This window comes from Aliikangiella coralliicola (assembly GCF_007004725.1).
GTDB lineage: Bacteria > Pseudomonadota > Gammaproteobacteria > Enterobacterales > Kangiellaceae > Aliikangiella > Aliikangiella coralliicola.
Genome location: NZ_ML660165.1, coordinates 435194 through 450710, shown reverse-complemented (window position 1 = coordinate 450710; position 15517 = coordinate 435194). Strand labels below are relative to the sequence as shown.

At 39.9% G+C, this 15517-nt stretch carries 12 protein-coding genes; 8 read left to right on the top strand and 4 right to left on the bottom strand.

Going from position 1 to position 15517, the window contains the following annotated elements; all coding sequences use genetic code 11:
- Positions 1-116 precede the first annotated feature (116 nt).
- On the top strand, positions 117-4277 hold the full coding sequence (locus FLL46_RS15095; protein WP_142932152.1) for a two-component regulator propeller domain-containing protein: 4161 nt from the start codon (positions 117-119) through the stop codon (positions 4275-4277).
- A gap of 128 nt (positions 4278-4405) precedes the next feature.
- Here the strand turns inward: FLL46_RS15095 and FLL46_RS15090 are convergent, their stop codons facing one another.
- The 3 genes from FLL46_RS15090 to FLL46_RS15080 all read right to left on the bottom strand — a co-directional run bounded on the left by FLL46_RS15090 (position 4406) and on the right by FLL46_RS15080 (position 8039).
- Positions 4406-5209, bottom strand: coding sequence for a hypothetical protein (locus tag FLL46_RS15090; protein WP_142932150.1), 804 nt, complete (start codon positions 5207-5209; stop codon positions 4406-4408).
- On the bottom strand, positions 5199-5567 hold the full coding sequence (locus FLL46_RS15085) for a hypothetical protein (protein ID WP_142932148.1): 369 nt from the start codon (positions 5565-5567) through the stop codon (positions 5199-5201). Before FLL46_RS15085 ends, FLL46_RS15090 begins: the two co-directional genes overlap by 11 nt.
- A gap of 399 nt (positions 5568-5966) precedes the next feature.
- The gene (locus tag FLL46_RS15080; RefSeq protein WP_142932146.1) at positions 5967-8039 is read right to left on the bottom strand and encodes a PD40 domain-containing protein; all 2073 of its coding nucleotides are present in this window, start codon (positions 8037-8039) and stop codon (positions 5967-5969) included.
- A 290-nt stretch (positions 8040-8329) separates the two neighbouring features.
- Here FLL46_RS15080 and FLL46_RS15075 point away from each other — a divergent pair, with 290 nt between their 5' ends.
- From FLL46_RS15075 to FLL46_RS15050, 6 genes are all read left to right on the top strand, one after another.
- Positions 8330-8614, top strand: a complete 285-nt coding sequence (locus FLL46_RS15075) for a hypothetical protein (protein WP_142932145.1) — start codon at positions 8330-8332, stop codon at positions 8612-8614.
- A gap of 515 nt (positions 8615-9129) precedes the next feature.
- Entirely contained in the window at positions 9130-9480 is a 351-nt protein-coding gene (locus tag FLL46_RS15070) for a hypothetical protein (protein ID WP_142932143.1), read from the top strand.
- 30 nt (positions 9481-9510) lie between these two features.
- Positions 9511-9828: a hypothetical protein gene (locus FLL46_RS15065; protein WP_142932141.1), complete on the top strand. Its 318-nt coding sequence runs from the start codon at positions 9511-9513 to the stop codon at positions 9826-9828.
- Positions 9829-10173: 345 nt separating this feature from the next.
- Positions 10174-10896 carry a hypothetical protein gene (locus FLL46_RS15060; RefSeq protein WP_142932140.1) on the top strand — a complete coding sequence of 241 codons (723 nt, stop codon included), beginning with the start codon at positions 10174-10176 and terminating at the stop codon, positions 10894-10896.
- 328 nt (positions 10897-11224) lie between these two features.
- Positions 11225-12385, top strand: coding sequence for a PKD domain-containing protein (locus tag FLL46_RS15055; RefSeq protein WP_142932138.1), 1161 nt, complete (start codon positions 11225-11227; stop codon positions 12383-12385).
- A 129-nt stretch (positions 12386-12514) separates the two neighbouring features.
- A complete protein-coding gene (locus FLL46_RS15050; protein ID WP_142932137.1) occupies positions 12515-13375 on the top strand; it encodes a DUF1223 domain-containing protein in 861 nt (286 codons plus the stop codon).
- A 12-nt stretch (positions 13376-13387) separates the two neighbouring features.
- On the opposite strand, the gene FLL46_RS15045 is transcribed toward FLL46_RS15050, so the two are convergent.
- On the bottom strand, positions 13388-13882 hold the full coding sequence (locus FLL46_RS15045; RefSeq protein ID WP_142932135.1) for a YbjN domain-containing protein: 495 nt from the start codon (positions 13880-13882) through the stop codon (positions 13388-13390).
- Positions 13883-14161: 279 nt separating this feature from the next.
- On the opposite strand from FLL46_RS15045, the gene FLL46_RS15040 reads away from it, so the two are divergent.
- On the top strand, positions 14162-15277 hold the full coding sequence (locus FLL46_RS15040) for a hypothetical protein (protein WP_142932133.1): 1116 nt from the start codon (positions 14162-14164) through the stop codon (positions 15275-15277).
- Positions 15278-15517 lie beyond the last annotated feature (240 nt).

Genomic DNA, 15517 nt, shown 5'->3' with positions numbered 1-15517 from the left:
TGAATACAGGAATAAACTGATACTTGGAAAAAAACTAATCATTCCAAATTAGGGCTTTTGTCTCAATTCCGGGCATCAGAGTTTATCTGCACGAAAATGATGAGTGGAACCCAAGTATGCTCAAGCTGTTGTCTCACCTGATCTTGTTCATTTTCGCCTTTGTATTTTCTAAGCCTGTCATTGCTGCGGATATTTTTGAACTGGGCGAGCTTTATTTCGAAACTGTTGGAGATGAAAGTGACATTCCCTGGGGGAGTGTCATGGAAATCGAGCAAGATAAAGACGGATTTTTGTGGATAGGTACTCAGGATGGTTTACTGCGTTTTGATGGCTATCGGTTTCGTCAGTTTAAATATTCCATTGATGATCCTAACTCTATCTCGGGTGACTTAATCACTGCGCTTTCGCCTGCTCAAGATGGTCGTTTATGGGTAGGCACCAGCACCGATGGCGTATCGGTTTATAATCCGAAAAACGAAAAGTTTACGCGATATCGTTATTCTTCTGATGATCCTTATAGTTTGGTTGATAACAAGGTCCATTCATTACTGAGTGACCAGGATGGTGGTGTTTGGGTTGGAACCAATAGCGGGCTTGATTACCTGGCACCTGACTCTGATCAATTTCAGCATTTTAAGCAGATTGCTCACAGTTCAATTAGCGACAACCGGAGAAATATAATCCATTCTCTGATGCGTGATCAAAACGGCATTTTGTGGGTCGGTAGTGAAGATGGAATTAGTCTGTTTGATATCAAAGAAAAATCGTTCATTCAACATTTAGGTGATTCTGATAGTTCTGGTTTTCTGACCAACAACACGATTACTCAACTATTTCAAGCAAGCGATGGGAAAGTCTGGGTAGGGACCAAAGGACAGGGGGCTGCCTGGATTGGAAAAGAGGGGAAACTGGTTCGAGTGAATTCGAGTTCGTTACAACAGAAGTACCAGGGATATGACATTATTTATTCGATTGCACAGCCAAGAGAGTCTGAAATCTGGTTAGGAACTTATGGTGGTGGGATCAGTATTGTTGATGCATCAGACGGTACAATTTTACGCCAGCTCAGTCATGACGTGACTATGCCTGGCAGCCTTAATTCAAATAATATTGCGGTGCTAAAAGTTGATGCTTCCGGCTTGCTCTGGATTGGCACCTGGGGTGGCGGTTTAAATCGATATAACCCGAACAATAGTGCATTCAGGAGTTTACGTCATAACCCCACTAAAACCAGAACTTTAAGTAGTGCAGATGTTTCTTCGCTGCTAGAGCTATCCAATGGCAATATCTGGGTAGGGTTTCGAAGTAATGGAATTGATGTTATTGATCCTGCAAAAGGCGTCATTGATAGTTTTAGAGCCGAGTATGAAAAACCAGGTGGATTAGCAGATATTGCAATTAAATCTCTGGCGCAAACTCATGATGGAACGATTTGGGTTGGAACCGTTAAAGCTGGCTTACACCGTTTTTTGCCCGGTACGCGTTCGTTTCGTCGTTATGTTGCCAGTACCGGCGGGCAGGGAGAAGAGCACCTTGATCGAAAAGCTCGAGGTGAAAAATTTCTGAGTGAAGGACCTTTAGGTAATGACATTACCACTATGTTGGTTGATGACAAAAACAATCTCTGGATTGGAACCAGTAAAGGTCTTAATCGAATAAAGCCGAACTCAGAAAATGTTAAGAAGCTGATTTCGAACGATTCAGAATTGGTTGATTCAGATTTGAACAATGCATTAAGCGAAGAAAAAATCAGCCATTCAAACGCGAGCGATTCAAATTTAAAAAAAACAAATTCCGAAAAAGCGCTGCCAGACCAGTTGACGTTTGAAACATTTACGGCAGTCGAAAAGCCCGATGAATTATTTCAGAAAAGAGTGAGAAGTCTGGCGATGCAAAACGACGGAACTTTATGGGTGGGGACTGACTGGGGGCTTTATGCATTGCCGGCAGGCGAAAAACAGTTAATTCGATTTACTCATCAACCCGGGGGAACGGAGTCACTTAATCACGACAGCGTGAGTGGGCTGCTGGTGGATGATCAGAATCGTTTGTGGATTGATACTGCATTGGGGCTAAATTTGTTGTCGGGCGAACTGGATAGTCAAAAAGGTCAGCAAAAAGGGCAATATACTGCAAAGTTTGAATCCATTAATCGACGTTTACAACTTGCCGATGGTCAGGTTTTTGCCAACATGCTTCAGGATCCACAAGGCCGTATTTGGTCTGATGAAGGGATGCTAAATTTAACTAGTTGGCAGTTTCGATCGTTTGACCGCTTCGATGACATTGATATAGGCGGAAATTGGGATAATTCCTTTATCAAAACATCGGGTGGCACTTTGATGTTTGGTGGAAGCAAAGGTGTGTTATTGGTAAAGCCAGAATTATTTCGTGATTGGTCTTATCAGCCGCCACTGGTGATCAGTGAGCTAATCATTGATGGAATGAGGCAGCCGGTAGCGGGATTGGATGAATTAGTATTAGGGCCTGAAGTAAAAAGTTTCTCAATCGAATTTTCTACCCTTGATTATTCAGGCCCAGCCAATAATCAATACGCTTATCAACTATACGGCTATGATTCATCGTGGAATGATGCAGATTCCGAACATCGGCAGGCTAGTTATACCAATCTTGATCCTGGAACATATGTTCTGCATATCAAAGGTTCGAATCGTCTGGGTGATTGGAGCGATAATCGACTTGCGTTACCCATTCGAGTGGTTCCTGCCTGGTACCAAACAGTGTGGCTTAAATTTCTTGTCGCCTTATTCATTTTGAGTATTTTTTATTTAATTTATAAAAAAAGAGTACAGCGTCTTAAAAAAAGAAAACAATATCTCGAAGAACAGGTTCAACTAAGGACAGCCGAACTTAACCAGCAAAAACAGGCGTTGCAGGATTCTTACGATAATGTCAGCGTGTTGAGCGAAATCGGTAAACAGATTAACGCAACACTAGACTTTGAAGAAGTTTTATTAACGGTACACGAGTATGTCAATCAATTGATGGATGCAACCATCTTTGGTGTTGGCGTCTATGAACCAGAAAAAAAGCTTATTCGTTACGAGCTGGCAATCGAAAACGGGCAGCGATATAAACCTTATACTCGCAGCACTCTCAATCGAGAGCAATTTCCTGTTTGGTGTATCGAAAACAAAAAGGTAGTGTTTATTAATGATCTGGATGTGGACGGTGAAAAGTATCTTAAAAACCACGAATACTACAACTACGATGATAACGCGGTCATATTGGAAGGTGGTGGTCGATCATCTAAGCCTGGCTCTTTTATTTATATTCCCATGCTGCTGGTTAACAAAGTCGTTGGTATTATAAGCGTACAGAGTTTGAAAAAGAATGCTTATCAACCAATTCATGTTGATATCTTACAAACGCTGGCATCTTATGCAGCGACAGCTTTGGAAAATGCGAGAACTCATCGACGTTTAATCGATGCACAAAAACATTTAGTTGAATCGGAAAAAATGGCTTCTCTTGGCGGTCTGGTGGCAGGTGTTGCCCATGAAATCAATACGCCTTTGGGTATTTGCATTACTACTGCTACTCACTTTAAACATGAAATTGAAGAGCTATTTCGTAGGCAAAAAAGAGGGGAGTTAACCAAAAAGAAATTTCAGGAATTTGAGGAAGATGCACATACCAGTATTAACTTAATTTTGAAAGGGCTGCTAAAAACCAGGGAGTTGATTAAAAACTTCAAAGGTATCGATGTGGCGCAGTCTATGGAAGTTTGCCATGAATTTAATTTAGGCCAACTAATTACTGAGTCTCTTGGTACATTGAGTTCAATATTGGAAGAAAAAAAGATACAACTCAAACTGGAGTATCCCGAAAACATTAATGTGTTCAGCTATCCCGGAATCATTAAGCAAATAATAATGAACCTTTCACTCAATTCCATTTATCATGGTTTTGGTGAATTGGGTGGTGGTGTGATTTCAATCAAGTTAGTAACCGTTGAAGAAGAAAATATTCGATTTAAAAAGGAGGACTCTCTTCATCAGCCAAGTAAAATAAGAATTATTCACTCAGATAATGGAAAAGGAATGTCAGAAGAACAGATGGAAAAAGTGTTTGAACCTTTTTTTACCACGAAACGAGGTGGCGGTCATACCGGTTTGGGGTTGAATATTGTGTATAATCAGGTGACCCAAATGTTAGGCGGTAGTATTGAGTGTAATCGATCTGCCAGTGGGGGCTTTGAAGTTGAAATTTGTATTCCGGTGGATTTGAATTCTAATGTTGGTGATCCGATTTAGCTGGAAAATTTAATTTTTTACTGTCTCCAACGCAGATAGTATTATCGGTGAAAGTCAACTCGTGCTATTAACGCCGGCTGGCTAATGGGTGACCTCGCTGATTTGTTTTCGATAGAGAAAAGCGTGGATTACTGTCCTTCGCAACACTCCCAAGGAATGCCGTAAACGTCCATGCGTTTTGAGGAAAGTTCGTTGTACATCGCTTCGGCTTGAGTTTGTGCTTGAGACAATTCTTCCGCATTCAGGTCATTTCCAAATGCTTCAAGTGTGGAACGTCTATCTCCCCGCATTTTCATAAGCAAAGCATAAGTATGAAAAAGAACTTTATCGACTTCTCGATTTTCTGCACTCGCCTCTTCCCTCAACGCCATTTGAGCATATTCTAAAACACTGGTTCTTCCATCAATCAATGACGCTTCTAACCATTTTTGCGCGTCAGCTGCGCCCGCTCTCAATTTTTTATGAGTGAGAAACAACGTGGCCATTGCATCACCGCTTTCTGCTGCCACAAGAAGCTCTTCATCGGTCATCGCCTCCCATGTTGTCCCTGCAAATTTAACTCTGCGTCCTAAATAGTTAGCATTTTTAACAGGGTTCTTTCCGAAGATAAATTTATATAATTTCCCTTTACTTGTTAGAGAGACTACATAGCGTCTCCCATCTTCAAGAAAGCCAGTTTCACCTTCCACAAGAGTTTCTTGTTCATTATCAGATTGCGTATTTTGAATGGGAACAATGTTATCAGAACTTAAAGTCTTTTCTGGCTCTTTTGTCTGTACGTTTGCCTGAATTCCCGATTTAGCAAACTGTAGTCCTTCACTTTCAATTTTCCGAGTGCTTACATTCGAATTGTCGCTTGTTTGACTAAACCCCCATACCGCTAAAATAGCGGTAAGGGATAAAATCACGAGTAATAATGATTTATTTTTCATCAGATTCATTGCTTTCACCGCGTCCACCGTTATAACCAGACTTCGGCCCATCGGTATGTGAGTAGGTAACTTGGTTACTATCGTTCATTGTGACATGCACAACCGCATACGTATCTTGATCCTGATTTACGACAACGATTGTGTGCGTACCCGCTCCTAAATTATTGTCGCGCGCATATTGGTCCGCACGATCTTGATATTCGTAGTAATTATTCATATTGCTGCCGGGATAACCGCACATGCTAAAAGGACAATCAACAACGAAATTGTTATCAGCATCTCCATTAGCAAACGCGAAAAGTGTACCAGAGCTTAAAGTTATGTACAAAACAACAACGGCTCGAAGTAAGTTCTTCATATTTTTCTCCTTAATTATAAATTAGAGTAAGCGTTGCGGCCACAACCGAGGCCATCCGTTTGGAGTGGCGATTAAATGCTACAACTACGAACCAGAGTGAACAAGTTGCAATATGAGATAAAATTTTTTTGATTTTTTTGTGAGATATATTTTTGAGATATGTGATTTAATTTAAAAAATGTGGATGGCATTGTCGCTCGGGGTAACCGTTAGACAGGGCAGTAGGTTGGGTTGACGGAGGAAACCCAACAACAAAACTTGAAGTCAAAACGAAATATCAATGAGTGAAAGTCTTTCTTTAATGCTGGTTTTCAAATTGGGGGGTTCCTATAAAATTTTGAGATCGCTGTTGGGTTTCCTTCGTCAACCCAACCTACCGTGATTGTGAAATACTTAAGATTATTTCACCAGCTCAACGGAAATTAAACTATTTTGCACCGGCATCTTTTTAGTGGTGAGAAATAAATCTTCTGCGTTGTTGATGGACACGCCTCGTGCATTCTCCACCGGAGTAACGATTGTTTTTTCTTGGGTTGTTAAATCTGTTTTAACTAAAGCATCATTCTCAAAATAATAAAGGTTGTTATTGACGATATCGAACGCATAGGAATAAATGCGGTCGGTGGAAAAGGGCGCGACCATGATTGGTTTTGGTTCGTCATCTGAATGTTCGTAAAGCCAGACTTTTTCGTCTGCCGGGTTTTTGCGCATGTAGTAGAGTTTGTTGTTGGTGGTTTTGGGCAGGAAGCCTTTGGTGATAGTGGTTGGTTGAAATTGATTATTCAACGACAAACTGACAATGGTGGGTTCTTCATTGGGAGAGGATTTTGATATTAGCAATTGTTGACTGTCACTGCTAAAGGTGAATCCTGAAATTCCCGTGATTTCTGAGTATAGTGTTTTGCCTTCCAGATCTTGAACGATAAGAGTATTTTCTAATTTGTAGGCGATAGTTTTTCCGTTTGGTGAAACTGCCAGATCATCGGCTCCATTTTTTTGTAAATCGGCAATTACTTTGGTGCTTTTTCCTTTTTGATAAGAAACTAAGTTTTTGCCATCTTTAAGGGAGAAAAAAATGAGAGTGTCATTATTTTTGGCACCGACAACCACATAGTCGGCATGTTTAGTTGATAATTGACTAAACTCTGAGGGCGTTTTTAAATGATATATAACGATATCTCGATTAAACAAAGTGCCCTTAACAAAGCCAACTGCTTTTGGGCCATCGGAAAAGGGAAAGTGCAGTGATTCTACTTCGTTAAATTGTATTGGTGTTATTGAGGCTGTGGTTGATATTGCCTCATAACCTTTTTCTGACTGTGCAACAATACGGTTGTTAATCCAAGCCACTGAATAAAGTGCGGATGGATATTTTTTCAGTAGTGAATCCGTCTGATGAGTAAAGTCATAAATTCTAAGTTCGGCACCTGTTCCATCAGCTTCACGGAGGTAAGCCATTTGTTGGTTGTCCGAATTATAAAATAAGCTATAGTCATTGTTGTTTTCATTTGCCGGTTTAGTGATTGTCGTTTTTTCGCCAGTCCAAAGGTTCAGTTTAATGATGCGAAACGGTGATTGAAAGTCGCTAACCGCCACTAAAATTTCGTTTTCATTTTTAAACTGCGGTGTTCTGGCGTTCATCGGTGGGTCGCAATTGAGCACCTTTCTGGTACGTGCAAAGGTCAGAGTATCTGGTTCAAATTCAGCAACCAGTATTTCACAATGAGTTTTATAATCAGTACGTACCCAAACAAGCTGTTTGCCAGAAGGTGAAAAGTTTGGCTCGGTATTATGGGTATCAGGCTTTTGCTCAGTGACCAACCAGCTAGTGGCACTGGTTTGCTTGTTCGTGGCAATTAAATGCCAGCTGGTGCTGCTCTCATATTTAAAGTTGTAAACCGTTATTAGACCATTAGGCGATGTTGCCGCCCGCTGAAATTCACCATTGAGTTGAGAAAGCTGCGATTTGTTTTGCGCGTAATAAACGGTATCTTTAAAGGCAAACGAAAAACTGATGGTGGCAATTGCCAACAGTGAGGCGCTTATCCCGGCTTTTGTCCACCCACTTAAGGAGCGTGTTCGATAAGGCAGAGACGATTCGTGATAATGGGTTTCAACCTTGCAGGTAACCCCTATAAATCCTGTTGAAATAAAATCGATAATTCTCGGTCGTTTTTCCCCCGTTTCCCTGTCTACCTCCTGCTTATCATCACCCAGGAGTTTTCTGACTAACCTGAGCTGAGTATAAAAATTGGTGCTAGTGCGTTTCTCTGGTTCGTCTGGCCAAAGCTCCTCTGCCAGTCGCTCCATCGAGACTAATTCCGGGTAATATTTTAAAACGCCATCTAAAAGACTTTTGGGGATCCCGCTAACCCGCCGAGTTTCGTCATCAATTTTAAGTAGAGCTTTATTGGGGTAATAAGTTAATCCTGCAAAAATATGATGACTGATAATCGGTGTCCTATTTTCCATACTTTATTATTGTCCTGAACGGGTTAACTAGTTACTTAATAGCGGAATGAATTTTTTGATATTATCAAGCGTTGTTACAAAAATAAAATCTTTATTATCGCGGCGTGAAATGCCAGTTCTATTGAATTGTTAATAAGCATTTTATTATTTTTTTATGAGATGGAATTTTGTTGAACAACCTGTGATGTTGTGCGTCTTATTTCTGCGTGAGATGAGATATTTTGCTGAATAAAAATGCAACATCGTATACTCTACAATAAAAAAATTATCAATCAATCGGAGCAAGTCAAATGAAAAACGTCAAACACAAGTTTCCGTTAATTACCGGCATACTGTTATTCTCGTTAGCAACGCAGGCCGGTACCGACAATGAAAAAAAAAGTTCGGAAAACTCTCTCGCGAAAGAAACTGTTACCCAAAATGTGTCTGGCTATGGATCTTGTACACCTTACCCACAATGCAAATACGATAATAGTGATAGTCAATCAGGCAATCAGGAGTTCAACACTCAATCTAACTGGCTGTTTGAGCTGTTCGAGAATTTAGTTGAGCATCAAGATGCCATCAGGGAGTAATACGATTCAGTTTAAATAGCTTTGCTGATTTTAGCGTAATAAACTGATTCATTTGTTTTTTGCGCTAAAACTTAATTTATTCTACTTATTCACGCATCTAACGTATTCTTCACGTCTTTCCAGTATTTTATAGGTGACAGATCTACTATTTTACAAGTCTGTTTTATCTCAATTGAATCCCATTTTTCGCTACATCAGTGGAACGATAGTGATTTACGGCATGGAAGTCATCGACAACATTAATAAATATTTTTTATTGCGGCTTTCCTCAACTTGATTTTTTTCACGCTTTACAATTATTTTACAACTCAGTGCTCAAGAAAATAACTAAATAAATTCTGATAAATTCTAGAAAAGTCGTATTTTAATTTATTTTTTATCCTGAATAATTTCCACCAGTTCCAAACAGGAACACTTCCTTACTCATTAGGAATTAAACCTTGTTCCATTACCAGTCAGAGAATCGATGTTTTTTAATTGATTCTGTTGTCTGACTGGTTTTTTTAGGAGTAGCCATGCAGGAGCGATTCGAAAAATATCAACCCGACAATCAAGTGGGGCAGCAAGCGCTTTTACAGTTGTTAAAAGACTTGCGCAATATGATGGGGATTTCTGCGAGTTTTTTAATGCGATATTTCAAGCACCTTAACACTCGGGAAGAAATCAGTCTGCTTTATTCACTTTCTTGTAATTTTTATCGCATGGAGCATCGCATTGAAATACAGCTGCAGAAACAGGGCGTTGTTACAGAACGAAAATGTTATAACGCCCAAGTTTTCCGAAACCTTTCCTATGTCAATGTAGATTTAGTCGGAACAATTAATCAGTTTCTTGAAGAGCGAAATAGGAAAGCACTAAGAAAGTAACCACCCGATAAACCACAGGAAGAAAACACCATGACACACCCAGCCAGGGCAAGAAAAAAACATTTCGCCAAACGAATTCAACAAGAACTTGCACAGAAAAACTTGCAAAAACTCAAGCAGCTTGAAAAAAGAATTAGCGAATGCCAGAAGGAAATTGAGGAAATGCTTCAGCCTCCACAGAATTCAGAAGAAGCCAAACGACAGCCTCCGATTGAGATTCGGTTACATGGACTAACCGCTAGCGAAAACATCAGGCTAAATGCCATTTTAAACCCAGATTGTCCGCAAACGATAAGGAGCTTGTCTGTCGTGGGCGAAAAAAAGCATGAGGGGCGTAGGTTGGGTTGACGAAGGAAACCCAACAACAAAGCTTGAAGCCAAAACGAAATATTAATGAATAAAAGTCTTTTTTGAATGCTGGTTTTCAATTTGTTGTTCCCTTTGAAAATTTTGAGATCGCTGTTGGGTTTCCTTCGTCAACCCGACCTACAGTGCTACCGGTTGGCGTCGGACTTTAACAATCAATTAAATCGCAATTTTGAATATTCATCTCAAAATCAAATTGCGGTGATGCGAGTGTCATTGAACATTTAAGGAGGTGAAACAAAAACGAAGCTAAAAAGAAAGACCATGAACGGGTTGAACTAACAGTCAACCTGATGTTTAATAAATAATCACTAAAAGGTAAATACAATGAAATACTTTTTAATTACTTTAATTGCCATATTTTCGTTGATGGCTAATGCCGAGCGAATTAACGATTTCAGACAGGTACTTTCGGTTCAAAAGAAAGCATCTGCTATCCCACTTTTTAAACCTTTAGATGCCAACCTGAAAAAGAGCATTTACAAAAGAAATAAACAAGGACTGGTTGCTTCTTTTGGTTATCCTGTCGAACTAGATCCTTTAGCCGAGCAATACTTTAAAGATTATATCAAAGACTTATTTAATGCTCGGAGTGAGCGCAAAACTAACCCGATAGGAAATCATAGTGCGATATTTGAGAAGCAAGAAGGCGTTAAATTGGGGATTGATCTTGTGTTCGATTTTGGGAGTTTGCTCTCTGATAAAACTTATATTGAAGAAATAACTATGAGTCCAGGAACAAACATCGTTGATGGAAAAGTGAGAGACGATGTAATACCCGTCGATACATACTATGTGTTTTTTAAAATAGACGGCCACCATGAACAGCACTCTGTGATAATCGATAACGATATCGAAGCTTCTCTCAACGTGGGACAGTATTTTGTCCGTTTCAATCGTAAAGGAAAAGTTTCTTCAAATGATTATGAGATATGGGTCAGAGATAAATCTGTTCCACTTGAGCGTAAACACAAAGGCAAACGACCAAATGACAGGATCATATTGCCGGTAGATGAAAAATCTGATTTAAAAAAAACTCAGCACTTCTGAAAGAATCGACATCAATCTACTATTTGTTGCGGAGAGATATTTTGTCAATAAATTCCAAGGGCTAGACATAGCGAACAGAGAAATAGCAAAACTCGTTAACCTAACTCTGATTTACCTAAATCAAATTTTTCGTGCGCAAGGATATCCAAATATCCATTTTACTGCGTTAAGTGTTATCGATGGTAAGTCCACAAAAGCGATTCGCTTTGCGCCATCCTCGATACCATGCATCGGAAATATATCCGCGCCATGCAGAGATAGTTATTATAACGACACTGGCGACGCAAAAAATCGAGGACGAATACACGGCAGCAATGAAATTGTAAGGATGAAACAGGATTATGATACTGATTTGCTGGTGCTACTAAGAGAGCAACATTCCGCCAATAATGCTAGTCACGATGGCTCCTCTATCCAACTCAATACCCATAGTTTAAAAAGAGCTTTTAGAGCTATGGCGGTTGCGAGGCTATACGAAGTAGATCCTGATGCTGAAGATAGTTTTCCTCAACTGGAAAACATCATCCATGAAATAGGCCACTTACTCGGCGCGGATCATTCCAAGTTTAATGTGCTTCCAGGCCAACACAATAACAAAGGACTGGCTTCTACATTTTTCCACACAACCGGCTGTTCAACGTCCCACCATCATGGCATGAGAACCATTATGACTTATCAAGATGTATGCAACCAAGCCAATAATTGGCGGGACATCTGGCCCGTGGGTCACTGTGGTCCAGCAGGCTTTTGTTTTCCATCCAGAAAGTTTTCTGCCGCTTCTCAATTTGATTATGTCGCCAATCAACGAGTACCTATTGGTAACACCCAGGCAAATAACCTCTCATTCATAGTCAGCTATGCACCAACCGTTGCAAAATACAGCGATTATATTAAACAGCCTCATCCGCCTGTTCCGGTGATTAAAGTCGACCAGTTCCCAGATTATAAACCGGGTGATGTGCTCACTATCGCCAAGGGGGACACCTTAAACTTTGATGCCGGAGATTCATACGACCCCAATGGCGACTCGCTCAATTTCCGCTGGTCACTCTACTCAGGCAACCGCAAAATTGCCGCTTACAAAACGCAGAAAGTGACTCATCAATTTTCCAAGGCTGGCAGTTTTACCATGATATTAAGCGCGCATGATGGCCCCGGATTGTATCCACCGCAAGAACTGGTTGATATTAATGTTGTGAAAGATAAATTGACCGCGCCCATACTGGAACTCATTCAAACTCTCAGTAAACATAAAAATGCCAAGCTCAAATGGAACAGAATCAGTGATGCCAAAAACTACCGGATTTATCGCAAAGTGAACGACACTTCATGGCAATGGCATGTTTCTACATCCAATATCGAATATAAAATTAACTACTCGGCACTCGATAAAGGCAGCACCTATCACTACAAAGTTTATGCCTGTGCGGATAACACTGATCAAAAGTGTAGTCACTCTTCTAACATTAAAAGTTTGTTGGTTAAATAAACCAAAGGCAGTTGTGGCTCCGCGTTAGCGCGGAGCTTTGCATCAAAAATGTTATGGAATTGTGATAACTCTCCAGGTGTCGTTAACTATAATGAATTCATAGAAAAATGGTTGGATCAGAGCTAGGTTATGCGTATTAAAGTTTCAAGTGATGGTATTTCTAACAAAAACAGGATTGCGTTGAACGCGACTGTTTTAAAGCGAACGACTAGTCAGGTATTGTTATCATTTTATTTTTTATTCACCCTTTTTTTCATTTTTATTATGCCACTTTCCGCTAATGCTTCTTCAAACCAGAATATTCAGAATGTGACGAAATCATTGCGTAGTGAAGTAAATCAAAACAACATGCTGGAACTATACACCTCACAGGGTTGCAGTAGTTGTCCGCCGGCTGAAAAATGGATATCAAAGTTTAAAAATGACAGTCGTTTATGGAAACAAATTGTTCCTGTTAATTTCCATGTGGATTACTGGGATTTTCTGGGATGGAAAGATCCCTTTGCCTCTGCTGAATTTACCAAAAGGCAGCGAGAGTACAAAAAAACAAAAAGAAGTCGAGTTGTAGCAACGCCCGGATTTATGGTTAACGGAAGAGGCTGGAGCGGCTGGTTTGCTCGCATGCCGCTACCACTTGCGCAAGGCAAACCCGTTGGCGTCATTTCCGCCGAGTTAACCCAGCAGCAGGCTGATATCCGATTTAATCCGGTTAATCCGATTGATGAAGATTTACAGGTACACGTTGCAATACTTGGTTTCGATATAGTAACTGCAGTAAAACGTGGTGAAAATGCCGGTAAACGCCTTAGCCATGATTTCGTTGTTGCCGGTTATCACAAGCAGCCCATGAAAAAAGTTGCACAAGAATCCTCAGCCGTTTTGTCTTTACCCGATGTTTCCGAATTTGAATTGACTCAAAAAGCGATTGTTATCTGGGTGTCTGAAAAAAATCAACAAGCACCAATACAGGTGGTTGCTGATTGGTTATAAATGTCGCTTTTATCAGGCTTCATTTTTCTTAGGTTTTTCTTCTCTTTGTGGACTTTGGGGAAAAACTAATTCTCCACTGGAATACAGGCCACCAAATGTTTGCGCAGCAGTTGCCACCTGTCTGATAGCAGACTCGACTTCCTTTACAGTTAAGGATGAAAGAGGATGAATAAAAGCAGAATAAATCAAATCATCGCCAATGGCGTATCTTGCGTCTAGCACAGAGTGGTAGTTCGCTTGCATTGCTCTGATGACCATTTCCGCTGACAGTTGATCAATATTGGCAATTGGGCTGACTAAACGCATGCGATCAGCGTTGATATCAAATACACAATAGAGTGACACACTGTCATACTTAAAGCTAATGACATTGCTATTAATTTCAATTTTATTGCCATAAGACTTTATCGTATCGGTCAACAATTTTGCCGTCATCTGACCATCGTTAGCTAACGCAATATTAGCCAAGAAACTCAGCGAAAAAATTATCTTAATGACTATTTTCATATTCGTAATCCTGGAGCAATTGAGGGCGATTGAAGTGCTTTGTTTAAGATCGGTTAAATATCCAGGTGAATCTGAACGAAAAAGCAATCTTAGTAGTTAATGACTAACTATAAGACAAATAGTTACAAATGCGTCATTCAACAATCTGGCATGGGCATGATTACACAGAGAAAATAGATGTATTTTAAGTGAATTTAGATATAATTCAGCGGTCACATTTTAACGAAATAAAAATGTTTGCTGTTAAATTTTCAATTTATTGCCAAAGGAAGAAGAAGTATGCACCGAAATTCCACCAATAACGCCAGCTTAGCAACGTGGCTTATGGTTTTCTCCGCTTTCGTCATTGTGGGTTGTAAGACGGTATCGCCACAGCGAACACATTGGGATAATTACAAGCAGGCGATGGATGACTCTGCAGGAAAAGCTGATTATGTCAAAGCCAGAAAGTCACTGGAAGATATGATTGATGATCCGGGAACTGATGCAAAAATGCGAAAAAATGCCATAGAGTTACTATCAGGTAAATTATTTACAGGCGATTTTGGAAATTTCGACGAAGAGAGTTTTATCTATTGGGCGAAAGCACTGGGAAGTAATACGCCTTCCTGGTTGAAACTCCGTTTAAAAAGCGTTGAAATGGTTAACTCTGAATATCAAAAAAATCCAGCAGAGGTTGCTTCACTTTATACATCAATTAGAAAATATTGCGATGATAAAACTTTAGTCACAGAGCAACTGGCAAGCTCGCCGGATAATATAGCGTTGCGATATCTGGCAGCTGTTGAGTGTTTAAGTGAGCAATTAGTTAACAAGGAAGAAGCAAGAAAGCTTTATGCCCGGCATTTGGCAAGTTTTGGGCCGCGAGACAACGCACAGGTTATGGCTAAAGGTTTTTCGTTGTACACCAACGATGCTAGTGAATATGAAAAGTTGGGAGAGCTTGATAAGAATGCGCTGCTACTTGCAAAAGTTCAGACGCTAAAGTATGTCGCTAATGCTAAAGAACTTAAGTTCAAAATGAAGCCTACCACGCAAAATTACAATCAGTCCTCAATGATTTTTAATAAGCTGGAAAGCGACAATGACAAAGACTGGCAAGATGCGATTAGTGCGACAGAACAGTATATTGAGTCGAATGATATTGATAAAGAGAGTAAAGGATTCTTTTATAATATAATAATGACTAGCGCATTTTTAAAAGATCGTTATGAGGTTTATCAAGAGTACGCCGGAAAGCTACTGGATAACAGCGATCTTGGGGTTCAGCAAAAACTTTTCGTTGAGTTAAATCGAGGGTTACTTCTCAGTGAAGTTGGTAGAAGCGAGGAAGGCTTAAAGTATATAGATAAAGCTATTAATCTATATCATGAACAAAAAGCAAGTATAAAATAACGTATTTGTCACCTTTCTCGTTTTAGTGGACTATATTCGAACGCCAATATTGTTTCGGCTGAGTCCACTTTCAAATTTTATGTGATATCCTTGCTGTGTTATGAATTATTTCGCTGCGCTAGGTTTCTCCTTTGAGCTAGTTTTCGTTAATGATTTGACTGCCAGATTTTTATTCGTTATTTCTTTCAAACTATGTTCATAATCGCTTTTTGGATATAGTCGTTAGTCAAAGGTTATTGC